Here is a 26262-nt window from a genome sequence, read left to right on the forward strand (position 1 = left end):
ACCGCTGTTTGACCCACCCAGGGAAAGCCTAGTACAGCTCTTGCTGCATCGCAACATTTTTGGCACGGCGATCCACGTTTTCTGTTGCACTGCAAAATTATTGCCGTAGTTTGTGGTCGGCGGCGGTTGTGGATTTCGGGCCCCGGAATCCGCGCAAAGATCAGGAATCCTGAATTTGGAAGCCAATCCATTCGATCCGCCGGAAGGCTCTCTGCGCAAATCGGTCGGCCGCGGCGCCGTCGTGACCGCCATGGCGCAGTCGGTGCGGGTCGCCACGCAGATCATATCCGTCATCGTGCTGTCGCGGCTCTTGTCGCCGCAGGATTTCGGTGTCGTGGCCATGTGTGCGCCGGTGCTCGCCTTCATCGCCCTGTTCCAGGATTTCGGCCTGACCCAGGCGACGATCCAGAAGACAGGCATCCGGCACGAGGAGGTGAACTACCTCTTCTGGATCAACGTCGCCGTCAGCGCCATCCTGGCCTGCGTGCTCGCGGGCGCGGCACCCCTGGTCGCTGCCTTCTACGGCGAGCCGCGTGTCGCTGGCCTGGTGGCGGCATTGGGGCTGCAGATCCTGGCTTACGGCCTGGGCGCACAGCATCTGGCGCTGCTGACGCGCCGCATGCAGTTCGGCCGCCTGGCGATCATCGACGTCGCCGGGGCCGTGGCGGGTCTGGCGGTATCGATTGCCTGGACCTTCATCGACCGCTCCTACTGGGCGCTGTTTGCCGGCACGCTGACCGGGGCGGTGCTTCCGACGCTCTGTTACTGGGCAAGCTCGCGCTGGCGCCCGGGCATGCCGCGCAAGGTCGCGGGCATCAGCGAGCTGATCAATTTCGGCGCCGGCATCACCGGTTTCAATTTCGCCAATTTCTTTGCCCGCAATCTCGACAACGTGCTGATCGGCAAATACTGGGGCGAGGCCCAGCTCGGCCTTTACGACCGTGCCTACAAGCTGCTCCTGTTCCCGCTCAGCCAGATCACCAATCCGCTGTCGAAGGTGATGGTGCCGGCGCTGTCGCGGCTGAAGGACGAGCCGGACCGCTATCGCAGCGCCTATCTGCGCGTCATGCCGCTGATCCTTTTGGTAGCGCTGCCCGGCGTCGCTTTCGCCACCGCCATGTCCGATGTGCTGATTCCCTTCGTGCTCGGCGAGCAGTGGCGCGCCAGCGCCTCGATCTTCCTGGCGCTCGGCTTTGCCGGCCTGCTGCAGCCGCTCAACAATCCGGCGGGCTGGCTTTTCGTCAGCCAGGGCCGCTCCGGAGACTTCATGCGCTGGGGCATCATCACGGCGGTGACCTCGGTGCTTGCCTTCGCGCTCGGCCTACCCTACGGCGCGCTCGGCGTGGCGGTCGCCTATGCGGTTAGCGAGTATCTGCGCACGCCCTTCCTGTGGCTCTATGTCGGCAGGAGCGGACCGCTGCAAGCCGGCCATGTGCTGCGCGCGGCAACGCCGTTCGTGCTTGGCGCGCATCTGGCGCTGGGCGCGGTCTGGCTGGTCAAGCCGATGCTGCCGCAGCAGCATGTCGTTGCCCTGGCCAGCGGCGCCATCCTGGCCTACGCGATCACCATCGTCGTCGCGCTGGCATTCGCGGCCGGACGCGAAGCCTTGCGGGAGGCCTTGAAGATGCTGCCTGCAAGAACGCCGGCGGCGACGCCGCGTGAGGCGCAATAATTTCGGCGCCTTTGTCGTCTAACCCTATCCCACCCGAGCATCAGGCCTGATCCATGCACTACCGATCGATCTCCGACATGAACGACGCGATTGTGAGTAACCTTCACCGGCTGCCGCGCGACATCGACCTGGTGGTCGGCGTCCCCAGAAGCGGCGTGCTGGCCGCGACGCTGGTCAGCCTTGCGGCGAACATTCCGATGACCGACCTGGATAGCTTCCTGGAAGGCCGGGTCTACACGTCAGGCATCACCAAGCGCAGGGCCGCACTCGACCGCAAAGTCTCGGAAATGCGCAAGGTGCTGGTGATCGACGACAGCGTTTCCGGCGGCAATGCCATGCGCGACGCCCGTGCCCGCATCAAGGGCGCCGGCATCGAGGCCGACTACACCTTTGCCGCCGTCTTCGGTCTGGAGCCCGAGCATCAGGAGACCGATCTGGTGTTCGAGGTCGTTCCGCATCCGCGCATGTTCCAGTGGAACTTCATGCATCACAAATTCCTGGCGCAATGCTGCGTCGACATAGACGGGGTGCTGTGTCTCGATCCGACCGAGGCCGAGAACGACGACGGGCCGGCCTATGAAAAATTCCTGAGCGAGGCGCGGCCGCTTCATGCCGTGACCCAAAAGATCGGCTGGTTGGTCACCAGCCGGCTCGAGAAATACCGTGCGTTGACCGAGGCGTGGTTGGCCAAGCACGAGATCCAGTACGACAAGCTCATCATGCTCGATCTGCCGAGCAAGGCGGAGCGCCAGCGGCTTGGCGCGCATGGCAGTTTCAAGGCCGATTTCTATCGCAAATCCGATGCCATCCTGTTCATCGAAAGCGAGCATGCCCAGGCGCTGAGGATCACGGAACTGTCGGGCAAACCGGTCCTGTGTGTCGAAACGCACATGGTCAGTTTTCCCGATGCGCTGTCGCTTCCGGCCCTGGGCCAAGCCGCGCGGAACCTGCCGGCAAGGCTGCGCCAGGTCAACTCGCAAGAGGGCCGCAAGAGCGCCGCCAAGACCATCGCCCGCGCCCTGCTTGGCGCGCGCGGCTATGAAACGCTGAAGAACCGGGTCAAGCGCCCAGCCTGACGCGGCGCGATCGGGTCGCTGTTTGACTAAGCGGCCTGGCGCGCGCTCTGCTGTGCCGCCCTGTCCAATATCGAGAAGAAGGTGACGAACTGACGGTCGGGGTCGAGCTCCGGCCGCCCGGCGAAGCTGCGCGCGAGGGCCGAGACCCGCTCATATTCCTTGTTGTCATTCCACAAAAGCCTGACGGCGGCGACCCAGTCGGCGAGCGGAGCATCATAGTCGAGCACCGCGCCGCCAGGGCCGATCGCTTCGGGCAGGCCGCCGCGGCGGGAGCCAACGACGGGAATGCCGCTGCAATGGGCCTCCGAGGCCACCCGCCCCCAGGCCTCTTCCCATTTGCTGGGCGCCAGCAGGATCCGGGTGCGGCCATAGACCGTCTTCATGTCGCTGGTGCGGCCTTCCAGCGTGACATTGCCGAGCGGCGCGATCGTCTGCTCGATGCGTGCCCGGTGATCGTCCGCCAGTTTCCAGCTTTCGACGAACAGGAAAGGGATTTCGGGGCACGCGCCGGCGATGCGCACCGCAAGCTCGAAGCCCTTTTCCTCATATGGGTTGATCAGGGTGACGAACTGGCCCGACGTCGGCGTGCTGTAGTGCGTCGGATTGATGGTCGGCGGGATTACGGTTGTCTCGATGCCGAACTCCCTGGCGTAGGTGCGCGCGGTGAACTCGGAATTGGCGATATAGAGCGCCGAGCCCAATTCGCGCAGGTCGCCTCCCAGTTCGTGAAACTCGACATTGCGGAGATAGACGACCAGCGGCACGCCCTTGGCCTGCAACGCCTTGCCGAGCGGAACCGATTTGTGACACTGGACCACCGCGACATCCGGCTTCACCCTGTTGACGGCGAAGGCCGCCGCCTCCCAGGGGAACCATGCCCGGATCACCGGGTAGCCGGGAAAACTGTCGACGACCGCGGGCTGGCGCAACAGCTTCATCTTTGCACGCGCCTTGAAGCCGAAGACACCATCGCCAAACAGGGCGGCGAGCACCGCGGCCTCATGCCCATGCTCGATCAACTGCTCTGCCAGATGGTGAGTGCTCGACTGGACGCCGCCGCTGAACTCCGGTGGGTAGCCATTGCCGCCTGCAAAGAGAACTTTCATGATCCCGGCTCCTCGTCTATCCATTTCAATGCCTCGGCCCGATGAAGGCCCGCGTCCAAGGCCGCTTCAGGCAGTCTTTGGCGGATCAAGCGTCGCGAACGGATTTGTGCATGACTGCCATCCGGTGAACCGGATGGGATCATTGGGCGAACCGCGCCAGGCGTAGTCCGTCAGCATGTGGAATTCGGCAACAACCCAGCGGTCGAAATGCCCGAGGTCGCGCTGCTTCTGTTTTGGCAACAACTGGCGTGCCTGACCGAGCTTCGCCTTCTCGAGCAAGGTGACGGCATCGCTCAGTTTTTCGCTGGGAAACATTCCCGGATTGCGGTTGCGGAACTCGAGCACGAACTGCTGCAGGTGCTCGATGCGCATGTTCAGCCTGCCGAGGTATCTTTCGAGCGTGACGCGAACCAGGTCCTCGTCCGAGAACGAGGACACGGCCGCGTAGGCCACGCCCGTCGATGCAACTCCGCCTGCCATGATGGCCAGTGCCGAACGCCGCGTGATTTCGATCATCGCATACCTCCCCTCACGCCATCCGGCTCGCTGCCCGCAAGGACAGAGCTGCCGCGGTCAGGCTCGGATTGGCGCAAGAACAGCTGGGATAGGTACTGGTGCCGACGACAACCAGGTTTCTCAACCGGTGATGGATCATGTTGCTGTCGATCACCGAATCGGCCGGGCCGGTGCCCATCCGCAACGTGCCCTGGACATGCGATTCCGTTGGCCGGATCCCGCGGTCGAACAACCGCTCCACCGGTAGCGGGGCAAGCAGTCCAGGCAATTTCTCAAGCGCCCGGGCCATGCCTTTGACCGCGTAGTCCGACGGTGCCTTGAAGCTGACGAAAGCATTGTCGTCCTCGTCGAGAGTGACGAAATTCTCGTGGTCGAGCAGGTTTTCGGTGACCACGACCAGCGGCAGCGCCTGGCGCAGCCGCCCCTTCTCGGCGCGCATCCCGTGCTGCCAGCGGTTCTCGAAATAGACCAGGGCCGCCGCATGCTCGGACCGGTGCGGACCGTCATAGAGGCTGAAATTCAGGCCGGTGGTGATGGTGCTGCCGTCGAAATTGTCGACGCCGTCGAGATAGACCTCGAAATTCCAGCCATAGGATTCATGCAGGCCGCGCCCGACGAATTCATCTCCGAGGCCGGAGCGCAGCATGATCGCCGCGCTCTGGATGGCATTGGCGCCGAGAACGAAGAGGTCGCCGCTGGCCTGATATTCCTTGCCCTCATGGACGAAGGCGACCGAACGCACCGTGCCGCCGACATGGTCGAGCCGCCGCACCTCGGAGCCGAGGCAGACCGATACGTCGGGATGCTCGAAGACATGCATCAGGCCATTATTGGCGGTGAACTTGGCATCGGCCGGGCACAGCCAGCAACGCAGGTTGGCGCAGCAGGAGCTGCGTTGCGCGGTCGGCACGCGGGCCCGCGCGGTCGGCATGACGAAATGCTGGTCGGGCTGGGCCGCCTTCATCATCCTGTCCGGCGTCGACATGCGATGCGGCGGCTGCGGAAACGGCCTTGAGCGCGGCAGCATCGCCGCCATGTCCGGATCGCCCGAGATCGACATGATGTCTTCGGCGTCGCAATAGAACGGCTCGACATCGTCGTAGCTGATCGGCCAGTCATTGCCGATGCCGTAGGTGCTTTTCAGCCTGAAGTCGTTGGGATGGAAGCGTGGCGTCTGCGCGAACCAGCAATTGGTCCCGCCGCCCAGCCCGATCGTGTAATTCCACGGCTTGTCGGAATTGGTCTTGTAGGTCGTCTCGTCGTCGATGTCGGTGTTGACGTTCTGGTCGAGCTGCCATTGATGCGTGTTGTGACGGCCCCATTCGAGGACGAGTATGCGCGCCTTACGCCGCCTGGCGAATTCATGCAGGAAGAAAGCCGAACCGAAGCCGGAACCGATCGCGACAACATCGAAATGATCCTTGGTGACTTGCTCGGGCTTGACGTCCAGCACCATCAGTCGCAACTCCTTTCCGCGCCGGGCGCAGCCGTAGGGTCGAGCGGTCTCATGCCGCCATTCTGCCGATCGAGTGATATTCGATGCCGTGGCGCGCCACGACCTTGGGATCGTAGAGGTTGCGGCCGTCGAAGATGACCGGCGTGGTCAGTGCATCCTTCAGCGCATCGAAGGACGGTGCGCGAAAACTCTTCCATTCGGTGGCGATCAACAGCGCATCGGCGCCGCGCAGGGCCGCTTCCTTGGTACCGCACAGCATCAGGTCGTCGCGCAGCCCGTAGATGGCCTGGCATTCCTGCATGGCCTCGGGGTCATAGGCCTGCACGTTCGCGCCGGCCTTCCAGAGCGCTTCCATCAGCACACGCGCTGGCGCCTCGCGCATGTCATCGGTGTTGGGCTTGAAGGCCAGGCCCCACAGCGCGAAGGTCTTGCCCTTGAGGCTACCCTTGAAATAGCGATGCACCTTGTCGAACAGGATGGATTTCTGGTCGTTGTTGCGCTCCTCGACGGCGCGCAGCAGCTTGGCGTCGAACTTGACGCCCTCGGCGGTCTTGATCAGGGCGCGTACGTCCTTGGGGAAACACGAGCCGCCATAGCCGAGACCCGGATAGATGAAGTGATAGCCGATGCGCGGATCGCTGCCGATGCCCTTGCGCACCTCCTCGATGTCGGCGCCGAGCTGTTCGGCGAGGTTCGCCATCTCGTTCATGAAGCTGATCTTGGTCGCCAGCATGCAGTTGGCGGCGTACTTCGTGAATTCGGCGCTGCGCACGTCCATCACGATCATCTTCTCGTGGTTGCGGTTGAAGGGCGCGTAGAGTTCGCGCATCACCGCCTCGGTTTCCTCGCTGTCGGTGCCGACGATAATGCGATCCGGCCTCATGCAGTCGGCGACGGCAGAGCCCTCCTTGAGGAATTCAGGATTCGAGGCGACGTCGAAGCGCAGATCGTCGCGGCCTCTTTTCTTCAGCGTCTCGGCGATCCTGGCCTTCACCTTTTCACAGGTACCGACCGGTACGGTCGACTTGCCGACGACGATCTTGGCGGCATCCATCTCGCGGCCGATGGTCTCGGCGACCGCCAGCACATATTTGAGGTCGGCCGAACCGTCCTCGCCGGGCGGCGTACCGACCGCGATCATCTGGATTTCGCCGTGCCTGACGGCAGCCGCCGCATCGGTGGTGAACTTGATGCGGCCAGCGGCATGGTTCTCCCTGACGATGCTTTCAAGGCCTGGCTCGAAGATCGGGACGAAGCCCTGGTTGAGCCGCTCCACCTTGCTAGCGTCAATGTCGACGCAGACAACCTGGTGACCAACCTCGGCAAGCACCGCCGCCTGTACGAGGCCGACATAGCCAATTCCAAACACCGTCAAGTTCATTCGGTTTCATTCCCATCCAGGGCCTGGAGCCGTTTTCGGTCCGGCCGGTTCAATTCGTCTTTCCCAACTCTTTTAGGCTGCAGACCAGCGATTCCGGAAACTGGCAGGGCTGGCCGAGCGCGGTGAAGGCAACGCGCTCTACCTGCAGCGAAAGCTTGCGGCCCGGATCGGCGAACGCTCCCATCCAGCCCTTCATCGTCTCGCTGCCCCAAAGGCTGAAGAAAATCTTCTGCGCATGGCTGGGCAGCTTGGCGGGATCGGTGATGGTGTTCACCAACTGACCGTTGAGGTACCAGCGCAGACTATCCTTCTCCCATACGAAGGCATAGTCGTTGAAGGCACTGTCGGTGCCGCCGGCCACGTCGACCAGTTTCTCGTTCTTGCCTTTGCCGTTGATGTAGGCGTTGACCTGCACCTTGGACGTGTCCTTGGTCAGGATCTCGAAATCGATCTCATCCCAAGGCTGCTTGTCGGACGGGCCGATATAGGAGAAGAAAGCCGCGTTGAGGCCGGGGCCCGTATCGGTTTTCATCCGTGCCTCATAGGTACCATAGCCGAAGCGCTGCTTGGTCTGGATCTCGCCGCAAGCGAACTCGCGATCCTTGGTCTTCTGCTTCGCGAAACCGAGCGAAAGAACGCCGTCGGAAAGCTCGACCAAGCCTTTCGACCAGGTGCAATTTTGATGGCTGCCGTTTGTCCAGCCGTCTGAAACGTACCAGCGCTCACGGTCGAAACTTTTGAAATCGTCGACGAAAGAGGGCGCGGACTGGATATCCTGCGCATGAGACGGGGTTGCCGGCAGGCTGCCAAGAGCGGCGAGCAGCAAAGCGGCCGCAAGGCCGGACCGGCGGCCGAAATGCCGGGTTGAAAGGGCGTCGATTGCTGTCGTGGACATGGTTTTTGGTTCCGAACTCATGACAAACTCACCTTTGCGCTGTGTCCCCAACCCAAAGTCGACGTTTGAACCGCTTCCAAACGGGCCAACCTTGACCTCTTCAATCACCCTCCCGACTGCCAAACTTGCATCACCTCCGTCGTAACGGTCCCGCGCCGCCACCTTCACCCTCGGCCGACTCCCGTCTGCCTGGCCGATTCGACCGCAGCCGGCGAATCGGCGTCCGCATTCTCGTCGAAGACCGCATCCAGCGAATGACGGAGCTCGCGCATCATGCCGCCCTGGCGCGCCAATGCCGCGATGCGGCGCTCGCTGTTCAAGATCGACTGCGTCAACGCGCTGACCTCGGACGAGCGGCGGTCGGAGGCGGAACCATTTTCCATGGCTTCAACGAGGAAAGCCGCGTTGGTCGCCTCCTTCTGATAGCGGCTCTCCAGGCCGGTTTTCTCGGCATCGATTTCGGCCGCGATCTGCTCGAACAGCTTCGCCAGCCGGTCGAGACGCGCAACATCGGTCTGCCTGTCGCGGGCCGGATCCCTTGATCTGAAGCCGAATATCGAGGCCATGAACTTAAATTCCCGTCATCGCTGGCTTTTTGGGCCGGCTTTCTGGCCGGGCCACTGGCCAATCCCCGCAACCGGGGCTGAAAACTCGTACCGCGTCGTCCACTCCTCCGCCGAAGAGAGACTTCGGACCAGTCCGATCGGGGGCCAGTTCGGCTGGTCGTTCAGTTTGCTGCACCGCAACATAGACTGCCATCCCCGGAGCCGCGAGGCAACCACCCAATTCGTAAACTCATAAATCCGATCGAAATGGTTGCGTGGTGGGCGGGCGGCGGGCCGGCAAGAGCCAACGCTCCCGCACCTTACCGTGCCTTGCCCGTGCTGGTTCCGGCCATCAGGAAACGCAGCGGCGGCACGTGTTTGTTCCTGGACACGAGGCCAACGCTGCGAAACAGCGCCTCGAGTTTGTCGGATGCCACGCCCTGGACGATGGGAAAGAAGTTGGATTGGCTTGCGAACGCATAGGCCGCGGCCGAAGCCAGGCCCCGCTCGGCCTTCACGTCGAGGAAATTGCGCAGCCGATATTTGTCGCGCACATGCCTCTCGTGCCGCCGCAATACCGCCTTGGACCCTTCCGGCAGGCTGTCGATGGCCAGCAGCGCCAGATCGGCATCGGCCAGTCGCTTCAGATCCTGCGTCTTGTGGCGGCCGCTGAGCGAATCGGCTCGCACGATAGCGCCGTAGCCACAGGAACGGATGACCTTGAACCGGGCCCCGTGGGCGACCGCCCGCGCGTAAAGCTCATAGTCCTCACCCAGTCGCAGGCTTTCGTCGTAGCGCAATCCGTGGCGGTCGAGGAAGGCACGGCTGATCACGGGCTTCAAGAAACCGAGTTCGCCTCTTTGCACGCGGCGCCTGGAGATGTTGCCTTCCACGAACCGTTCGAGATTGAGGAATTCGGGATCGGCGGCAAAATCCGGGGCGACGATCTTGGTCGCGTCGCCGGTCGCGTCATCCCTGATGAGCATGATGTTGTCGGCGGCGAAATCCCAATCGGCGCTGGCAAACAGGTTGCGAAACCGGCCATTGAGGAAGAAATCGTCGGCGTCCAGAATGCTGACGAACGGCGCTCGTGAGCGGGTGATCGCGGCGTTGCGGGCAAAGGATGGACCGCGATTGACGTCGAGGCGCATCACCGAGAGCCGGCCGCTGCCGTCGTCGGCCGAGCGGGCGACCTCGGCGGTATTGTCGGTAGAGCCATCGTCGACGACGACGACCTCCGCCACTTCCGGTTCGCGCAGCGCGGATGCGATGGCAACCGCGATCGTGCGCGCCGCGTTTTTGGCCGCGATGATCACGCAAACCTCGGATTTCGTCATCGACATGGAATTTGCCTCTTGCACAGGTTTCGTTCTGCCCTCGCCCTGTACACGTTCGATATCCATTGCCCTCATGGACTGGCCGGCCGTTCGAAGATGCGGCGGCTGATGTCCGCCGACGCGGCCCAGCCAGCCTCGGCCAGGTAGCGGACGGGAGCCCGGCCGCACAATTCCCACAACACAGTCCGCCGCTGCGGCCAGCGCAGCGACGACAGCCATGGCGCGATGACCATGTTGAGCAGGTCCTCATTGCCGATGCGCGACAGGATCGGCTTGGCCCGCTCCGATAGAAGCGTGCCGGTGCCGCCCAGCAGCACGTCGGCGGCGCGCAGGCCGAGCAGCAAGGTGTCGTCCAGTCCCTGGCCTATCGCGGCATCGAGCACACGCTGCTGATCGGCCTCGCCGAGGCGAGCGGCGCTGGCCCTGATATCGCAGACATAGCCGGCGCAGGGCTCGCGGTTGAACAGGGCCTTGGCGACGCTGATGCACGACAGCATCAGTGTGTCGGCGGCCGAAGTGAAAGGGACCTCGACGCCGGTGATCTCGACCAACCGTTTCCGCCGCAGGAACCCGTCGGCATCGCGCGGGCTGGGCGAGCCGGGCTGCTGGAGCCGGTAATGAAGATCGACCGTGGATGATCTCGGCCCGCTGCCGCGAACCATGTGCTGTTCGCCGAGGAAGCGGATCCACCAGACCGAACGCGACTGGCCCGACACCTCGTAGCCAATCAAGCGCAACGCTTCGCGCGTCTTCAGGAACCCGGCCGGCGCGACCAGGATGTCGACATCGCCCGCAGGCTTCATGAAGTGATCGTCGTAAAGCAGATGCTGCTGGAACGGCCCCTTCAGGAAGACGAAATTGATCCGCCGGTCGGACAGCGCCTCGTTGATGGCCATCGAATCCATCAGGCAGGCGGCGTTCATCGAAACCGTCCTTCTGCGATAGGTTTCGAGCCACTGGAAGAGCTCGCCCGGCCTCTCATGCGCCGGCGCACGCGCCAGCGCCTTCAGAACGAAGACACCGACCTTGTTCAGCCTGGCGATATCGGTGACGGCCTCGACCGAAAGGCCCGAGGGCAACGCCTCGGCGGCCGGGGCGGCGGGCGCCGCGAAATACAAACGTAAGCAGGCCCGCACATAGGCGATCTCGTCGGCGCAGTCGGTTGCGCGCAGTCGTTCATAAGAGCTTTCCGGCAAGGCCATTGAGCGCACAGTCTCCAAAAAACGGTTTGCGCGTCGCGTATGCTGCAAGTGCGAAACAAAGCATCCTTAAAAACCGCGGCGCCGTAAAGCCTTTCCTTTCGCGGTGCAAGATTTTGCAACCATAGCGTTTGCCGGCTTCCTCCGAAGGTGACGAGGTGATGGACGGAACACCCCGTCGCGGTGCTATCGGCGGTGGCCAGATGAAAGAGGGATATAGTTTAGCGCTATCTAAAATCAATCGCTTGCGTGAATTTCCCTTCAGGAATTCCCCTTAAAAATGACCAAATCAATGATTTAAAGTTTTGTCACTAGCAGACGCCGAAGTGAAGCAGCTTCCCTTCCTAAATGGCGGATTTCTCACATGGGGAGTGACGTTCGCAACCCATAATTGATTAACGGCGGGTAAATGAGACTTGACTCATAAATGCTGCTATGCAGCTATTGCGCCGCAGCATGAAAGTGCTGACGGTAATCGACAGGCCGTTTCCAGTCCTTGATAGGAGAGTACAATGGAACAGAATGTTGAAAAGCAAGAGTACGAAACGCCAAACCTGACCGTGCATGGTTCGATCGAGACCATCACCCAGGGCGGCGGCGGCAGCACGGCGATCGATGCGTCGTTCCCCGCACATACGCCAATTGGCGACCTCACGTTCTCTTGAGACTATCCTGATCCCGGAGGATGACGTTGGAACCTCCAGTATCCAAAAATCATAAGAAGGAGCCGGGGGTGAAAATCCCCGACTCCTCCAGCCTGTCGATGCGGGGCAACGTGTTGCGAAAGAGGTTTTAGGATGAACTGGAACCCATCCGACCGCGATTGCGTAAGCGCGACCAAGGATGCCGTGGCCTGCGAATTCGGCGAAGGCCTCGCGCTTCTCAACCTGAAATCCAATATCTATTACAGCCTCAACGGTGTCGGCGCTTTCATCTGGGACCTGATCCAGGAGCCCAAGCCGGTCGCCGATATCCGCAGCGCCGTCCTCGCTCGCTACAATGTCGACGCCGAGCGCTGCAAGGGCGACGTCGACGCATTGCTGAAAGGCCTGGCGGAAAACGGGCTTGCGAGGCTTGAGCATGAGGCCGTCGTCTAGGCAGGTGTCGCAGAAGGCCATGGTTGCGCGGCAAAGACCTGTGACGCAGAGACCCCCCGCGCCGATGAAGCGGCCTGGCAGGCGGAGCCTGGCCAGGATTTTGGCCTTGAGCGGTTCGGAAGCGTTTTTCCTGGCCCATTGCCTGCTGGTGGTCGCGACCGTGCGGCTCGGGCTGACAGTGTTCTCCTACAACCGCGTCCGCGGGATGGTGACACGGCTCAACGCGCGCCAATGTGCGAGCATGGGCGAGTTGCGGCTTGTCGCCTGGGGGGTTGCAGCGGCCGCGCGGTTCGTGCCGGGCGCCACATGCCTGACCCAGGCGCTTTCGGGCCAATATCTTCTCGCGCGCAAGGGCAATGCGTCGAATATCCGCATCGGCATCGAGCGCGGCACGGGCGAGCAATTGAAGGCGCATGCCTGGCTGGTCAGCGACAACCACATCGTGCTCGGCGGATCCATCGATGGTTTCGCACATCTGGTCGACCACGGCAGCCGATGAGCGGCGTGGCCGGAATCCTGTTGCGGCAGGGCCACGCCGTAGCGGTCCGAGGCCCCGCGCCGGCTGAAGCGGCGAGCGGCATCCAGCAGATGCTGGCGCGCATGCGACATCGTGGTCCCGACGGAAGCTCATGGTGGCTGGACAGCGGCATCGCGCTTGGCCACGCCTGGCTGAACACGACCGACGAAGCCGGCCCCGGCCCGCTGACCATGGCCGGCGGCAAGCTCGCCATCACCGCCGACTGCCGGCTCGACAACCGCGACGAGCTGCTCGCCAGGCTCGGCATCAGGGACAGCTCAGTCGCCGATGCTGCATTGCTGATGCGGGCCTATCTGCGTTGGGGTGAAGCCTGCCCCGTGCATCTGCAAGGCGATTTTGCCTTTGCCGTCTGGGATGCCGAGCGGCAGCTTCTGTTCTGCGCGCGAGACCATTTCGGGGTCAAGCCATTCTATTACCACGCGGCGGAACGACGCTTTGCCTTTGCCTCCGAGATCGGACCAATGCTCGGCCTCGACGGGGTTGGTGCGCACCTCAGCGAGCACCGGATTTCGGGCTTCCTGGCCGGGTTGCCCGACGACCCGCAGTCCACGCCCTACCGCGACATCTTCGCCCTGCCGGCGCGTCACAGCCTTACCGTCACCGCGCAACGCCTGGTGCTGCGCCGGTATTGGCAGATCGAGCCATCACAGCGAGTGCCACGGTCGGATGCCGCGGAGGAATTCGCCCATCTTTTCTCGCAATCGGTCCGCAATCGCATGCGGGGAAGTCCATCGGTCGGCGCGATGCTGAGCGGCGGCCTCGATTCCTCCTCGATCGCCTGCGTGGCCGGGCTGCAAAATGCGGCCGGGCGCAAACCGAAGCTGCCGACCTTCTCCCTAGTTTTCGAGAAGGGTTCGTCGATGGACGAGCGCTCCTTCATCGATGCCGTGCTGGATCAGCAGAAGACCGACCCGACGTTGATCCCTGTCGGCAATTATGCGCCTTTCGCCGAATTCGAACGGGTGCTGGAGGAACAGGAAGGCACCTTCCTGGCGCCGGGCCTGACGCTGACACGCGGTATCTACCGGACGGCGGGCGCCAAGGGCATCAAGGTGCTGCTCGATGGCCATGGCGGCGACGAGGTCGTTTCGCAGGGACATGGCCATCTGCACGAGCTTGCCAATGGCGGCAGATGGCTGGACCTCTGGCGCGAGGTCCGCAGCGCCTCCAACACCTATGGCGACAGCACGCTCGGCCTCTATTTTCAGTTCCTCACTATTTACGGGCCGGCCTGGCGCATCGCCAGGCTGCGGCAGTTGGGGAACCGAGCCCTGAACAAAATACGCAAACCTGCCCAATCGCGGCGTGGCCGGAGCTGGCGCGACCTGATCAATCCGGACCTTGCCAGGCGAACCGAGCTCATCGACCGGTTCCACCGAGCCGGCTATATGCCACCCGGCGTCCAGGCCAGCGATGCTCTCAGTCACCGCTGGATCCTGTCCAACGGTTATGTCCCGCACTCTTTCGAGGTTCTGGACAAGGCCGCCGCCAATTTCGGCGTCGAGCCGCGTTATCCGTTCTGGGACAAGCCGCTGGTCGAATTCTGCCTGGGGCTGCCGGGCGAGCAGAAGCTCAGTCACGGCTTTGGCCGCTACGTGTTGCGCCGGGCCATGGAGGGCATCCTGCCGGCGGCGGTCCAGTGGCGGCGCGACAAGATCGATTTCACCGCCAATCTCGTCAACGGCATTGTGCGCAACCATCGCGACCTGCTGGACCAGTTGCTGGTTGGCGACGCGGGTCGCATCGCGCCCTATGTCAACCTGCCGGAAGTAACCGCTGCCTATGCGCGGCTGTTGCGCCAGCCGGACCAGGTGGCGCCGCTCGATGTCCAGTATGTCTGGCGCTCGGCGTCATTGTCGCTGTGGCTGCGGCAGGTCCAGCATGGCGGGAGCCCGGCATGATGTCCCGCCAAGAGCCGTTCGCCGGCGATCTCGACCATCTTCCCCGGCGCGGCGGGATCGCGGGAGAACGACGTTACTACCGCGCCTACGGCCTGATCATCGCATCCGGCGTGTCCCTGCCCGAACTGGAGCCGGCGGACCCGGCGTCGGCCGACATCGAGATCGCCATCGGCCCGATCGATATGCCCAAGCCTTCGGCGGAGGCCGCGACCGTCTTCCGCTTCGAGCCCGGCCGGCAGTATTTGGCCTGGGAGGCCGTCGGCGCATTCCTGATCAGCGACGCCCGCCGCATCGATGTCCAGCCGGCGCCCGGCGTCGACGACGCCTTGCTTGCCTTTCCGTTGCTGGGGCCGGTGCTGGCGCTGCTTCTGCACCAGCGCGGCCTGCTGGTTCTTCATGCCAGCGCCATTGCGGTAACCGGCAGGGGCGCCATCTTCATGGGCGACAAGGGCGCCGGCAAATCGACGACGGCAAGCGCGCTGATCCGGGCCGGACACGATCTGCTTACCGACGATGTCGTCGCGCTCGACCTGGCAAACCCGAACCAGCCGATGATCGTTCCGGGGTTTCCGCAGATCAAGCTTGCCGCCGATGCCGCAGCGGCAATCTCGCTTGGGCAGGCGCAAGTGCGGCCGCAAGTGCATCCCGCGATCGAGAAGATGCAGCATCGCCTGCACGGCGCCTTCTCCGGCAACAGGGTGCCGGCGGCCAGGATCTACATACTCGAGCGTGGCGAAAGGGCTGGGATCACCCCCTTGCCTTCCATTGCCGCCTTGCCGGCCATCATCAAATTCTCCTACGTGACGCGTTTCGGCCGCGCGGCGCTCTCCGGCGATTTCGCCGCGATGCACCTTCGTCACTGTTCAGCAATCGCTAACCATGTCGGCGTGTGCCGGCTGGACGTTCCAACGGGCATCGACAGGATCGGCGAGGCTGTGGCGCTGATCGAAAAGGAATTGGCCGGAGATGCCTAGGTCATCGGTCTTCAGCCTGTCGCTGTTTCGCGATGTCGCGGCATTTGGCGCCGTCATTGCCCAGATCGGCGGGCGGCGGACCTGGACGGCGCTGTTGTTCCTGATCCTCGGCAGCCTGACCGAAGGCATCTCGATCCTGCTGCTGATTCCGCTGCTGCACCTGGTTGGGCGCGCCGACCAGGATTTCGCGGTCAGGCTGCCGAATATCGATTTCGTCCGCTGGCTGGTGCCCGGCGGAACGCTGCAACTGACGACGGTGCTTTGCGCGCTGGTCGGGCTTGTTGCCGTGCAGGCAGCCTTCAACCGCTTCAAGTCGGTCTACATGGCAAGGCTGCTCTTCGATTTCATCAACCGCCTGCGCATGAACCTGTTCGAGAGCATCGGCAAGGCGCGGTGGGGCGTGTTCACGCGCATGCGCGGCTCCGATCTCGACCATGCCCTGACCGGTGACATCGACCGCGTCCAGGGGGCCGCCTTTTCCCTGCTGATGTTGGTGCAGATCGCCGTGCTGCTGGCGGGCTATCTCGTGATTTCCATGTTCATCTCCCCGGTTATGACGGCGTTTGCCGTCGTCATCGGCATCGTGATGTTCATAGCGCTGCAGCCGTTTCGCTCGCGGGCCACGGCCTTCGGCCGCATCCTGACGAGCAATCGCCAGGACCAGTACCGTACGGTTTCGGAATTTCTCGGCGGCATCAAGGTGGCCAAGAGCCTGAATGTCGAGGGCAGCTATTTCGCGCAGCTGCAGGCCACGCTCGAAAAGATGAAGGCCGATAACATCGCTTATGTGCGGAACAGCTCGATCGGCACCGCCGTGTTCCAGGTGGCGAGCGTCGTGGGCTTGAGCGTCTTCATCTATGTGGCGCTGGTCCGCTTCAACCTGTCGCTGGCCGAGATCGTCGTGCTGCTCCTGGTCTTCATGCGCATCGCGCCGCGCTTCATGGACATGCAGACGCAGGCCCAGCAGGTGCTGATCAACCTGCCCGCCTATACGGCAATGCGCAGCCTGCAGGCACGTTTCGACGCCGAGCGCGAGCCGGGCCATATCGAATCCGGGGATGCCCGCAAGCTGGCCCTCGATACGGGGCTGAACATTCGCGACGTCTCCTTTGCCTATGACGGCGGCGCCGGCAAGGCGGTGGTGAGCGACGTCACCTTCGGCCTTCCGGCCGGCAAGGTCACCGCCCTGATTGGCCCGTCCGGATCAGGCAAGAGTACGATCGCCGACATGCTGCTCGGGCTGCTCGAGCCGACCGCGGGCAAGATCCTCGTCGATGGCGTCGAGGTCGATGCCGCCAACCGCCGCCGCTGGCGCGATCAGGTGGCCTATGTGCCGCAGGACGTATTCCTGCTGCATGACACGATCGCGGCGAACCTGCGGCTTGCCGCACCGCAGGCCAGCAACGACGAATTGTGGACGGCACTGCGCGCCGCGCATGCCGGCGAATTCGTGGAACGGCTTGACCTCAGACTGGAGACGGTGGTCGGCGACCGCGGCGTGCGCATGTCGGGCGGCGAGCGTCAGCGCATCGCGCTGGCGCGCGCGCTGCTGCGCAAGCCTTCACTGCTCATCCTGGATGAGGCAACAAGCGCGCTCGACTGGCAGAACCAGTCACTTATCGCCAAGTCGATCGACGGCCTGCGCGGCTCAATGACGATCCTGACAATCGCTCACCGGCCGTCGATGATCGCCTTCGCCGACTGGGTGGTGGCAATGGAGGACGGCCGTGTCGTGGAAGTTGGGCAATATCGGCGCCTGAAGGCGAAGCCGGGGAGCCGACTGTCCAGGATGCTGTCGGGAGAACAGTCGGAGACCGAACCAGCGGACGTGGCCTGACCCGGCGTGCGCCTTGCGCCTAATGCAGGCTCCGCCGGGCGCTGCCAAGTTTCTCGCCCTCGGGCACTTCGGTGGATTTCTTCTTTCTCTCGGCTTCGCGCAGCCTGTCGGCCGGCGTCGGCTCGCTCCTGGCGATCATGGCGTAGACGACCGCGAAATAGCCGGCCTGGATGACCACCGCGCAGATGATGACACGCAGCAGTGTCGTGCCGAGCGAAGCCCCACCCAGCCACGACCAGGCAACGACGATCGAGAGCGCGAAAAGCATCCCAAGGATGAATTTTGGAAGCGACATACCCAACAGCCCATAAACCGGCTCGGGTTATATCCAACGATAGCCCCACCCGAGCGCCGTCCCTTGTCATGCGGGCTTGTTAAGTCACCCGCTGCCGACCGGTTGCTTCCGGCCTTTCAACCTGTCGCCACCATGACAGGTATAATTTGCAATTCTATTAAGGCGAGCAGAAGGCGGCAAGGGCAACCGCACATATTTTTGAATCAGCTTACGCGCTCGACTCTGCCATGCTGCAACGCACACGGCCGCATTTCACTCAACCTGCAGCCGTTATAAGGTGCGAGTACAATCCATAATATTAAGCAGTATTTTATGTGAATAGTTTCAAATATGGCACCTTCCTAAAGCACTTATATGTTCCGCCCCTCGACGCCGAGAACGCGTCGCCTAGGAATCGCCTCAAAAATGTCCGGATTTTTTTATCCTTGCCCATTTATTGTCACAAATGTGCTAAAAATTTCGAAATTTGTGCAGAGCGAGCTTACTATTTAGTCAATTCATGACGCGACTATTTCAATGGGATGGGAAATTGTGTGTTGCGCTGCAGCATTTTTTTGATATCGTGCGGTCAACCATTCGTTCACCGCATGGAGTTTCCGTATGAGGGATATTGCCAAGTCGGCCACGGCGGGCTTTTCGCAGGCTGACACCGACTTTCCGCCGCCGATCGGCGGTCTCATCAAGCGGAGTTTTGATGTCGCCGGTTCGCTGGCTGGGCTGATCGCGCTCAGCCCGCTGTTCATCATGATAGCATTGCTGGTCAAGTTCTCCGACGGCGGATCGATTTTTTACGGTCACCGCCGAATCGGGCGCGGCGGACGGTTGTTCTCCTGTCTCAAATTCCGCACCATGGTTCCCGACGGGGACAAGGTGCTGGCCGCCTATCTTGCGACCAATCCAGACGCCAATGCGGAATGGATAGCGACCCGCAAGCTGAAGAACGATCCCCGCGTCACTCGCGTCGGAGCGGTCCTGCGCAAGCTCAGCCTCGATGAGTTGCCGCAGATCATCAACATCCTCCAGGGCGACATGAGCCTTGTCGGGCCTCGCCCGGTGGTCCGCGACGAACTGGAAATCTACGGCAGCGCGGCTGTCTATTATCTGAAGTCCCGGCCCGGCCTGACCGGCCTGTGGCAGGTCAGCGGCCGCAACGATGTCTCTTATGACAGCCGCGTCGCGTTCGATCGCCACTATGTCGAGAACTGGTCGCTGTTCGAGGACGTTCGCATCATCATCAGGACCGTGCCGGCCGTCTGGATGTCACGCGGTTCTTATTGATCGGCCGGGCTGACCCAGCCATCCGGCGGCAAGCTCATCGGGCGATGGGGCTAAAACGGATCGGAACGTTCAGTTGAAAACAGACATGTTCGAAGCCTTTGGCGGCGGCCCGTTTTCCGGCCGCTCGCGGCTCGTGGCGACGTGCCTTGCGATGTCGCTCGCTTTTCCCCAGCTGGCCGCCGCCGACGACTACCGTCTGGGCTCCCAGGACAAACTCACCATCCGCATCGCCGAATGGCAGACCGTCGAAAGCACGTTCCGCGACTGGTCGTCGGTCAATGGCCAATACACGGTCGGTCCGGCCGGCACGCTGTCGGTGCCTTTCGTCGGCGAACTGCCGGCGGCCGGCAAGACCACGGCGGAGGTCGCCGCGGCGATCGGCGAGGCGCTGCAGCACAAGCTCGCTTTGTCGGACAAGCCCGAAGCCTCGGTCGAAATGGCGCAATTCCGGCCGTTCTACATTTCGGGCGAAGTGCAGAATCCCGGCCAGTTTCCCTACGTGCCCGATCTTACGGTGCTGAAGGCGATCAGCGTCGCCGGCGGCATCAGGCGCAGCGCCGACTACGGTCCCCAGCTCGGCAAGGACCTGGTCACCGCCAAGGGTAATTTCGATATCTCCGACGACCTGCGTGTGCGGCTGATCGTCAAGCGCGCCCGCATCGACGCCGATATGGCCGGCAAGACGAGCTTCGAAGCGCCGAAGGAGGTCGAGGGCGATCCTCGGCTGCCGACCATCGTCAACGACGAGATGACGATCCTGACCGCCGACCAGAAGGCGCTGAAGCTGAAGCTCGAGTCACTCGACGATCTCAAGGGTGTGCTGCAGGCCGAAATCGAATCGCTGGAGAAGAAGATCGTCAACCAGCAGAAGCAGGTCGATCTTGCGCAGCAACAGCTGGCCAGCATCGGTCCGCTGGCGCAGAAGGGTCTGGTCGCCAATGCGAGACTTCTGGATTCGCAGCAGTCCGTCACCGACCTGCAAGGCAAGATCCTGGACTATGAGACGGCCATCCTCACCGCCAAGCAGGCGATCAGCAAGGCGACGCAGGACGCCATCGACGCCCAGAACACCTTGAGCTCGAGCCTCGCCGCCGCTCGGCAACAGACCGAAGCCGACCTGAACGAGGCCGCGCTGAAGGTGAATATGCAGAAAGGCCTGATCGCTCAGGCCACTGATCCGGCGACGACGGCCGCCATCACCAACGACCAGCAGCCTACCTTGCTCTATTCGCTGGTGCGCAATGTCGACGGCAAGACCAGCGAAATCGCCGCCAAGGAAGACACGCCGGTGCTGCCCGGCGATGTGATCAAGATCAAGCTGGCGCCGCTGGCGAGCCAGTAGGGACGCGGAAGTTCGCACGACCCGCCGCTTCGATCCCCAGGGCGGCTCAGCGTTTGATAGAATCGCCGACCGGCTCCAACTCTTGTTTTCACGCAACTCCCAAGGGAAAGCGCTACGCGCTTTTCCGGGAATTGCTCTAACGCAAAGACTTTGAACCTCCGCCTGGCTGCCTGGCGGAGGTTTTTGCTGGACAGGGTTTCCCGAGCCGGAAACCAGAAGGGCTTGTTGACGCAATTCCCAAGGGGAAGCGCTACGCGCTTCTCCCGGGAAAACCGCTACCCACTTTTCCTGGAATTGCTCAGGCGGCCCCTCATCGCTACTCGGCCGCCGCCGGACGGTGCGGCCAGGCTGGCTCCCCGCCCTTCGCATCCGCCGGCTCGAAGGCTGGCGACCACCGCGTGCGGGTGACCGGCAGCCGCGCCAGCTTGAAGAAGCTGAAATACATCAGGAAGGAGCCCATGATGTAGGGGTTGAGAATCTCGACCTCGACGAAGGAGCGGATGAGCAGCAGCACCATCACGCCGATGAGAACCACCGATTCGGCCTGCCATGTCTTGAAGACCACCGCCGCGATATGGCCGAAGAGCGTGCGCAGCATGATCAGCGATATCAGCACCGCCCCGGTGAAGCCGAGTTCGACAAGGGCCTCGACATAGGTGTTGTGGAAATGGAAGCCGGTGCGGGTGGTGATGTAGAATTCGTTCCACAGCCGCTCGGCCTCGGCAAAGCCCTGCACCCAATAGGCGGCATAGCCGACGCCGAGGATCGGCGATCGCATCGCGGCGTTCCAGCCCTGCTCCCACAGATAGGTCCGCCCGGTGAGCGTCGAATCCTTGCCGAAGATGCCAAGCACGAAGTCCATGAGCCCGAGATTGAGGGCGACGATGGCCACCACGACGATCATGCCGGCGCCGATCAGGAAGATCACCCGGCGATAGCGCCGCGACAGAAGCTTGCTCATCGCAAGCAGCGCCACCAGCGCCAGAACCGCCGGTATCGAGGCCATCGAGGTGGCGGAATGCGAGACGATCAGCACATAGGCCGACAACAGCACGACCGGCACGGTCAGCATGAAGCTCAGGCGACCTCGCCGAAGGAAAGCAAGGAAAACGACGGAGAAATAGATGCCGAGCGAGCCGACGAAGCCGATCTGGTTCTTGGAGGCGAAGGCGCCGACGAAATTATACGTGCCGTCGAGGACGTCCTCGGAATAGGCGCCGACCTTCAGCGAATAGATCAGGACGAAGAATATGCCGACCAGAGCGCCTATCGTCAGGGTGCGCACGCTGACGGTGCGTGCCGCGACATAGGCACAGGCGATATGGGAAAGGTACTGGACCGCCGTTCTGGCGGTCGTGCCGGGCGCCTGCGACCAGAACACGGAGAAGCAGACATAGGCGGCGAACAGCAGCGGCAGCCAGGCACTGGACAATTGCCGCAGGAACCGCCGGTAGTCGACCATGATGAGCGGAAGCCAGACGGCATAGTAGGCCAGGATCAGCACCTGGCCGAAAATGACGGAATAGGAGAACGCCCAGATCGAGACGGCAACGGCAAAACTGCCATAGACCGAGTTCTTTTCGGGATCGACGAGCAGGGATTTGGGAATTTTCATCTAAAGGGTCCCGTCGACACGACCCCGAACCGCCGGGCCGCAAACCAGCCGGCATATCCGCAAACAGGGGCGTACAAGAAACGGCGTCTCCATTGTGCAGTGCAATATAACTTATCGCACCCCATGCTCAATGGCAAATCCGGTCACCTTGTCTTACAGCGAAGCGATCGCCGAGAGATCGCAACCCCATAATCCGGCCGGTGTTGGCCCAGACGATCCGGCCACATGCCGGCTTGAACTCGATCGGCGGTCACCTCACAGTCCCGACGAGCCATCACATGGACCGGGATGGACAGGAGGAGTGACACGCCGATGAATTTCGCGGGACGATTCGCCGGCCGGTCGGCGGTGATTACCGGCGGCGCCTCGGGCATCGGCCTGGCGGTCGCACACAGGATCGTCCACGAAGGCGGGCGCGTCAGCCTCTGGGATCGCGACCCCGCACAGATCGAACAGGCGAAAGCCGTCATTCCCAGCCTGCATGGGGTGATGATGGACGTTGCGGATGCGGCAAGTGTGGAGGCCGCCGCACAATCGACGATCGAAGCCCTCGGCGGCGTCGACATACTGGTCACCAGCGCCGCCATCACCGGGCCGAACATGACGACCTGGTCCTATTCGGCCGAGGATTGGCAAAGGGTCATCGACATCAACATCAACGGCGTCTTCTACTGCAACAAGGCGCTGGTGCCGCACATGCTGGAGCGCGACTATGGCCGCATCGTCAACATCGCCTCGATCGCCGGCAAGGAAGGCAATCCCAACGCTTCCGCCTACAGCACCTCCAAGGCGGCGGTGATCGGCCTGACCAAGTCGCTCGGCAAGGAACTCGCCAAGACCAAGGTGACGGTCAATTGCGTGACGCCGGCAGCTGTACGCACAGCGATCTTCAGGCAGATGAGCCAGGAGCACATCGATTTCATGCTGTCGAAGATACCGATGGCGCGCTTCGGCGAGGTCGAGGAGGTGGCGGCGCTGATCTCATGGATCGCCTCCGAGGAATGCTCGTTCACCACGGCCGCCGTGTTCGACGTTTCGGGCGGCCGCGCCACGTATTGAGCCACATCGAGACGGTTCCGAGTTTGGCCCGAGCCAACTACAATTCCGCGTGACGAAGCAACGATTGGAGCTGGACAGGCTTATGGTAGCTGACGTCTGAATGAGGGTGCCATAACAGGGGTGCCATAACAGGGGAGAGCCATGACACGACGAGAGAGCCCGGCAGGTGCGATGCCCCCCGGCCATTGTGCCGATGGCATGCGATCGACGGAAGCCGCGATCACCAGGCCGGAGTTTGCTTCGTTTGCTTAGAGCAGATCCAGCCGCGCTGGCCGACGACGAGCTTCTGGACCGCTATCAACGCGCCGCCTTCGGCTATTTCCTGGAGAATGTGAACCCCGACAACGGGCTGGTCGCAGACACGTCGCGGCCGAATTCACCGTGCAGCATCGCTGTGGTCGGTTTCGCCCTGTCCTGCTATCCGATCGGCGTCGAACGTGGATGGATGGCGCGCGACGCGGCTGCCAGGCTGACCCTTGCGGCGCTGCGCTTTTTCCAGACCAGCACGCAAGGCAGCGGCCCCGACGTTACCGGCCACAAGGGTTTTTACTACCACTTCCTCGACATGCGCACTGGTTTGCGCGTCTGGCGCTGCGAGTTGTCGATGGTCGATACCGCCTTGCTGATCGCCGGCATGCTGGTGGCGGGCGCTTATTTTTCCGGCGACAATGATGACGAGGCCGAAATCCGCCAACTGGCCGAGGCGCTCTACAGGCGCGTCGACTGGCGATGGGCACAAGGCAGCAGCCCGACGCTCCGCCAAGGCTGGAAGGCCAGGACCGGCTTTCTGCACTATGGCTGGGAAGGCTACAACGAGGCGACGATCCTCTATGTGCTGTCCATGGCCTCACCGGACCGGCCGACCTCCGACGACAGCTACGAGGCCTGGACGGCGACCTACCAGTGGGAAAACATCTACGGCCACGACGTGCTCTATGGCGGGCCGCTGTTCATGCACCAATTCTCGCATGCCTGGATCGATTTCGCAGGCATCCGCGACGCTTTCATGCGCGAGAAGAATTCGGACTATTTCGAAAACAGCCGCCGCTCGACATACCTTCACCGCGACTACGCCCGGCACAACCCCTACGGCTTTGTCGGCTATGGCGAGAACCTGTGGGGTCTTTCGGCAGGGGACGGACCAGGCGGCTTCCGCGCCAGCGTGGAGCGACGGCGCCACCGGTTTTCCGGTTACGCGGCGCGCGGCGCGCCTTTCGGTCCTGATGACGGCACGATCGCGCCATGGTCCTATCCGGCGTCGCTGCCTTTCGCGCCTGATATTTGCCTGGCGGCGATGCGCCATCTCGCCGATCGTTACCCGGAGGTGATCGACAATTTCCGGCTGCCGAGCGGTTTCAACCCGACATTGGCCAACCGGCGAAATTTCGGCCGCAACGGCTGGGTGTCGGAAGGCCATTACGGGCTGGACCAGGGCATTGCGGTAATGATGATCGAAAACCACCGTTCCGGCATGATCTGGGAGCTCATGCGTTGCAATCCCCATATCCGTCGTGGGCTGGACAAGGCCGGCTTTACCGGCGGATGGCTGTCGCGGCCGGCAAGCCCGGCATCCGGGGGGCGCGATGTCACGTGAACCGACGAGAACCGCCGCCTTCCCCGTCGACCACAACGACGCCGAGCTGATCAGGGGCGCGCATCCCCCGCACTGGAAGAACCCGACCCCGAACGGCCCCTACAATCTCGTCGTCATCGGCGCCGGGCCGGCCGGGTTGACCGCCGCGCGTGACGCGGCGAGCCTTGGCGCGAAAGTCGCCCTGATCGAGCGTGGGCTGATTGGCGGTGCGTGCATCAATGTCGGCAGCATTCCGTCGAAGTCGATCATTCGCACAGCCAGGCTCTATGCCGACATGCGCGATGCCGAGAGCTTCGGCGGCGACCCGCCAGATCATCTTCGTGTCGATTTTCAACGGGCGATGACACGGATGCGGCAGATCCGGCAGCGGATCAGCCGTGCCGATTCCGCCGCGAGCCTGGTTTCGGAAGGCATCGACCTCTATTTCGGTGCGGCGCGATTTGCCGGCCCCGATACGGTCACGGTCGAGGAAAGCACGCTGCATTTCAAGAAGGCGCTGATTGCAACGGGCGCACACCCGGCCTTCCCTGCTATTCCGGGGCTGGTCGAAGCCGGTTATCTCAGCAATGAGACGATGTTCGACCTGACGCAATGCCCGCCGCGGCTCCTCGTCATCGGCGGCGGGCCGCTTGGCTGCGAGACGGCGCAGGCTTTCTGCATGCTCGGCGCCAAGGTCATCCTGGCGCAGAGCGATCCGATGTTCCTGCCCGGCGAGGAGCGCGACGCCGCGCAGATTCTTTCAGACGCCTTGGCGCGCGAGGGGGTGGAGGTGCGCCTGAACACCGAAGTTGTGGCGGTGCGCAGGGAAGGTGCCGCCAAGTTCGCCGACCTGATGCGGGATGGTGACACGACGACGATCTCCGTCGACGAGATCATCACCGGCGTCGGCCGTTCACCCAATGTCGATGGTCTCGGCCTCGAAGAGGCGGACGTGGCCCATGACGCCGACGGCATCAAGGTGGATGATTATCTGCGAACCAGCAACCCGCACATCTATGCGGCGGGCGACGTCTGCCTCGAATACAAGTTCACCCATACCGCCGAGGCAACGGCGCGCATTGTCGTGCGCAATGCCTTGTTTCGCGGCCGCGAAAGGCTCAGCGACCTAGTCGTTCCCTGGTGCACCTATACCGATCCGGAGATCGCCCATGTCGGCCTCTATCCCCTGGAGGCGCGCCGCAACGGCATTCCGGTCAAAACCTATACGATACTGATGCACGATGTCGCCCGCGCCGTGATGGACGGCGAGGAGGAAGGATTCGTCAAGATCCATGTCAGGGAGGGGTCCGACCGCATCCTGGGCGCGACGGTCGTCGCCAGCCATGCGGGCGAGATGATCAACGCGGTGACCCTCGCCATCCGATCCGGCATGGGGCTGCATGCGTTGGCCGACGTCATCCATCCCTTCCCGACACAGGCGCAAGGCATCAAGATGGCGGGCGACGCCTATAGGCGGACACGCCTCACCTCGTTGCGCAGGCGCCTGGCGGCGCACTGGCTGGCGTGGTCCAGACGATAAGCCCAGAGCCATCACATATGCCGAAATGCT

General features: G+C 62.8%; 23 protein-coding genes. 13 read left to right on the top strand and 10 right to left on the bottom strand.

Translation table 11 applies throughout. The features are described from left to right. Positions 1–175: 175 nt before the first annotated feature. Positions 176–1672, top strand: a complete 1497-nt coding sequence (locus EN861_RS03250; protein ID WP_135862310.1) for a lipopolysaccharide biosynthesis protein — start codon at positions 176–178, stop codon at positions 1670–1672. A 53-nt stretch (positions 1673–1725) separates the two neighbouring features. Continuing rightward, the gene (locus EN861_RS03255; RefSeq protein ID WP_127279646.1) at positions 1726–2748 is read left to right on the top strand and encodes a phosphoribosyltransferase family protein; all 1023 of its coding nucleotides are present in this window, start codon (positions 1726–1728) and stop codon (positions 2746–2748) included. A 26-nt stretch (positions 2749–2774) separates the two neighbouring features. Here EN861_RS03255 and EN861_RS03260 read toward each other — a convergent pair whose 3' ends face one another. The 8 genes from EN861_RS03260 to EN861_RS03295 all read right to left on the bottom strand — a co-directional run bounded on the left by EN861_RS03260 (position 2775) and on the right by EN861_RS03295 (position 11186). After that, positions 2775–3854 carry a glycosyltransferase gene (locus EN861_RS03260; RefSeq protein ID WP_127279645.1) on the bottom strand — a complete coding sequence of 360 codons (1080 nt, stop codon included), beginning with the start codon at positions 3852–3854 and terminating at the stop codon, positions 2775–2777. 66 nt (positions 3855–3920) lie between these two features. After that, entirely contained in the window at positions 3921–4370 is a 450-nt protein-coding gene (locus tag EN861_RS03265; RefSeq protein ID WP_127279649.1) for a hypothetical protein, read from the bottom strand. A 13-nt stretch (positions 4371–4383) separates the two neighbouring features. After that, on the bottom strand, positions 4384–5826 hold the full coding sequence (locus EN861_RS03270) for a GMC family oxidoreductase (protein ID WP_135862312.1): 1443 nt from the start codon (positions 5824–5826) through the stop codon (positions 4384–4386). Positions 5827–5875: 49 nt separating this feature from the next. Further along, positions 5876–7207 (bottom strand): UDP-glucose/GDP-mannose dehydrogenase family protein, encoded by a 1332-nt coding sequence (locus EN861_RS03275; protein WP_127280009.1) that lies wholly within the window; start codon positions 7205–7207, stop codon positions 5876–5878. A 49-nt stretch (positions 7208–7256) separates the two neighbouring features. Continuing rightward, complete coding sequence (locus EN861_RS03280; protein WP_127280012.1) at positions 7257–8123, bottom strand: family 16 glycosylhydrolase; 867 nt, start codon at positions 8121–8123, stop codon at positions 7257–7259. A gap of 143 nt (positions 8124–8266) precedes the next feature. Next, positions 8267–8668: a hypothetical protein gene (locus EN861_RS03285; protein ID WP_135862315.1), complete on the bottom strand. Its 402-nt coding sequence runs from the start codon at positions 8666–8668 to the stop codon at positions 8267–8269. A gap of 299 nt (positions 8669–8967) precedes the next feature. After that, positions 8968–9990 (bottom strand): glycosyltransferase family 2 protein, encoded by a 1023-nt coding sequence (locus EN861_RS03290; RefSeq protein WP_135862318.1) that lies wholly within the window; start codon positions 9988–9990, stop codon positions 8968–8970. 65 nt (positions 9991–10055) lie between these two features. Next, positions 10056–11186 (bottom strand): nucleotidyltransferase family protein, encoded by a 1131-nt coding sequence (locus EN861_RS03295; protein WP_127279239.1) that lies wholly within the window; start codon positions 11184–11186, stop codon positions 10056–10058. A 509-nt stretch (positions 11187–11695) separates the two neighbouring features. On the opposite strand from EN861_RS03295, the gene EN861_RS03300 reads away from it, so the two are divergent. The 6 genes from EN861_RS03300 to EN861_RS03325 all read left to right on the top strand — a co-directional run bounded on the left by EN861_RS03300 (position 11696) and on the right by EN861_RS03325 (position 17530). After that, positions 11696–11848, top strand: a complete 153-nt coding sequence (locus EN861_RS03300) for a lasso peptide (protein WP_127279240.1) — start codon at positions 11696–11698, stop codon at positions 11846–11848. Between the two features lie 132 nt (positions 11849–11980). Beyond that, entirely contained in the window at positions 11981–12280 is a 300-nt protein-coding gene (locus tag EN861_RS03305) for a PqqD family protein (protein WP_127279241.1), read from the top strand. A gap of 106 nt (positions 12281–12386) precedes the next feature. After that, positions 12387–12779 (top strand): lasso peptide biosynthesis B2 protein, encoded by a 393-nt coding sequence (locus EN861_RS03310; RefSeq protein WP_245464424.1) that lies wholly within the window; start codon positions 12387–12389, stop codon positions 12777–12779. Then, complete coding sequence (locus EN861_RS03315; protein ID WP_135862320.1) at positions 12776–14719, top strand: lasso peptide isopeptide bond-forming cyclase; 1944 nt, start codon at positions 12776–12778, stop codon at positions 14717–14719. The genes EN861_RS03310 and EN861_RS03315 overlap by 4 nt, the downstream gene beginning before the upstream one ends. Next, complete coding sequence (locus EN861_RS03320; protein ID WP_127279244.1) at positions 14716–15693, top strand: serine kinase; 978 nt, start codon at positions 14716–14718, stop codon at positions 15691–15693. The genes EN861_RS03315 and EN861_RS03320 overlap by 4 nt, the downstream gene beginning before the upstream one ends. Beyond that, positions 15686–17530 (top strand): ABC transporter ATP-binding protein, encoded by a 1845-nt coding sequence (locus tag EN861_RS03325; protein ID WP_135862322.1) that lies wholly within the window; start codon positions 15686–15688, stop codon positions 17528–17530. The genes EN861_RS03320 and EN861_RS03325 overlap by 8 nt, the downstream gene beginning before the upstream one ends. A gap of 19 nt (positions 17531–17549) precedes the next feature. On the opposite strand, the gene EN861_RS03330 is transcribed toward EN861_RS03325, so the two are convergent. After that, positions 17550–17825, bottom strand: a complete 276-nt coding sequence (locus EN861_RS03330) for an exopolysaccharide production repressor exox (RefSeq protein WP_135862324.1) — start codon at positions 17823–17825, stop codon at positions 17550–17552. Positions 17826–18425: 600 nt separating this feature from the next. Between EN861_RS03330 and EN861_RS03335 the strand changes: the two genes are divergently transcribed. Together EN861_RS03335 and EN861_RS03340 are read left to right on the top strand one after the other, a co-directional pair. After that, a complete protein-coding gene (locus EN861_RS03335) occupies positions 18426–19103 on the top strand; it encodes a sugar transferase (protein WP_127275990.1) in 678 nt (225 codons plus the stop codon). An 85-nt stretch (positions 19104–19188) separates the two neighbouring features. Further along, positions 19189–20445, top strand: a complete 1257-nt coding sequence (locus tag EN861_RS03340; protein ID WP_189343541.1) for a polysaccharide biosynthesis/export family protein — start codon at positions 19189–19191, stop codon at positions 20443–20445. Positions 20446–20761: 316 nt separating this feature from the next. Here EN861_RS03340 and EN861_RS03345 read toward each other — a convergent pair whose 3' ends face one another. Beyond that, a complete protein-coding gene (locus EN861_RS03345) occupies positions 20762–22060 on the bottom strand; it encodes an O-antigen ligase (RefSeq protein WP_135862328.1) in 1299 nt (432 codons plus the stop codon). Positions 22061–22372: 312 nt separating this feature from the next. Here EN861_RS03345 and EN861_RS03350 point away from each other — a divergent pair, with 312 nt between their 5' ends. From EN861_RS03350 to EN861_RS03360, 3 genes are all read left to right on the top strand, one after another. Next, positions 22373–23119, top strand: coding sequence for an SDR family NAD(P)-dependent oxidoreductase (locus EN861_RS03350; protein WP_189343570.1), 747 nt, complete (start codon positions 22373–22375; stop codon positions 23117–23119). Between the two features lie 244 nt (positions 23120–23363). After that, positions 23364–24713 (top strand): glucoamylase family protein, encoded by a 1350-nt coding sequence (locus EN861_RS03355; protein WP_135862332.1) that lies wholly within the window; start codon positions 23364–23366, stop codon positions 24711–24713. After that, entirely contained in the window at positions 24703–26232 is a 1530-nt protein-coding gene (locus tag EN861_RS03360; RefSeq protein ID WP_135862334.1) for a mercuric reductase, read from the top strand. Before EN861_RS03355 ends, EN861_RS03360 begins: the two co-directional genes overlap by 11 nt. The last annotated feature ends 30 nt before the right edge of the window (positions 26233–26262 follow it).

This window comes from Mesorhizobium sp. M8A.F.Ca.ET.218.01.1.1 (assembly GCF_004791165.1).
GTDB lineage: Bacteria > Pseudomonadota > Alphaproteobacteria > Rhizobiales > Rhizobiaceae > Mesorhizobium.

Bases quoted from the DNA above. Each gene is read 5' to 3' on its own strand.
- EN861_RS03360 (WP_135862334.1), top strand. From the start codon at position 24,703: ATGTCACGTGAACCGACGAGAACCGCCGCCTTCCCCGTCGACCACAAC.
- EN861_RS03300 (WP_127279240.1), top strand. From the start codon at position 11,696: ATGGAACAGAATGTTGAAAAGCAAGAGTACGAAACGCCAAACCTGACC.
- EN861_RS03255 (WP_127279646.1), top strand. From the start codon at position 1,726: ATGCACTACCGATCGATCTCCGACATGAACGACGCGATTGTGAGTAAC.
- EN861_RS03285 (WP_135862315.1), bottom strand. From the start codon at position 8,668: ATGGCCTCGATATTCGGCTTCAGATCAAGGGATCCGGCCCGCGACAGG.
- EN861_RS03315 (WP_135862320.1), top strand. From the start codon at position 12,776: ATGAGCGGCGTGGCCGGAATCCTGTTGCGGCAGGGCCACGCCGTAGCG.
- EN861_RS03290 (WP_135862318.1), bottom strand. From the start codon at position 9,990: ATGTCGATGACGAAATCCGAGGTTTGCGTGATCATCGCGGCCAAAAAC.
- EN861_RS03275 (WP_127280009.1), bottom strand. From the start codon at position 7,207: ATGAACTTGACGGTGTTTGGAATTGGCTATGTCGGCCTCGTACAGGCG.
- EN861_RS03325 (WP_135862322.1), top strand. From the start codon at position 15,686: ATGCCTAGGTCATCGGTCTTCAGCCTGTCGCTGTTTCGCGATGTCGCG.
- EN861_RS03260 (WP_127279645.1), bottom strand. From the start codon at position 3,854: ATGAAAGTTCTCTTTGCAGGCGGCAATGGCTACCCACCGGAGTTCAGC.
- EN861_RS03345 (WP_135862328.1), bottom strand. From the start codon at position 22,060: ATGAAAATTCCCAAATCCCTGCTCGTCGATCCCGAAAAGAACTCGGTC.
- EN861_RS03280 (WP_127280012.1), bottom strand. From the start codon at position 8,123: ATGAGTTCGGAACCAAAAACCATGTCCACGACAGCAATCGACGCCCTT.
- EN861_RS03330 (WP_135862324.1), bottom strand. From the start codon at position 17,825: ATGTCGCTTCCAAAATTCATCCTTGGGATGCTTTTCGCGCTCTCGATC.
- EN861_RS03265 (WP_127279649.1), bottom strand. From the start codon at position 4,370: ATGATCGAAATCACGCGGCGTTCGGCACTGGCCATCATGGCAGGCGGA.
- EN861_RS03305 (WP_127279241.1), top strand. From the start codon at position 11,981: ATGAACTGGAACCCATCCGACCGCGATTGCGTAAGCGCGACCAAGGAT.
- EN861_RS03350 (WP_189343570.1), top strand. From the start codon at position 22,373: ATGAATTTCGCGGGACGATTCGCCGGCCGGTCGGCGGTGATTACCGGC.
- EN861_RS03340 (WP_189343541.1), top strand. From the start codon at position 19,189: ATGTTCGAAGCCTTTGGCGGCGGCCCGTTTTCCGGCCGCTCGCGGCTC.
- EN861_RS03295 (WP_127279239.1), bottom strand. From the start codon at position 11,186: ATGGCCTTGCCGGAAAGCTCTTATGAACGACTGCGCGCAACCGACTGC.
- EN861_RS03270 (WP_135862312.1), bottom strand. From the start codon at position 5,826: ATGGTGCTGGACGTCAAGCCCGAGCAAGTCACCAAGGATCATTTCGAT.
- EN861_RS03335 (WP_127275990.1), top strand. From the start codon at position 18,426: ATGAGGGATATTGCCAAGTCGGCCACGGCGGGCTTTTCGCAGGCTGAC.
- EN861_RS03320 (WP_127279244.1), top strand. From the start codon at position 14,716: ATGATGTCCCGCCAAGAGCCGTTCGCCGGCGATCTCGACCATCTTCCC.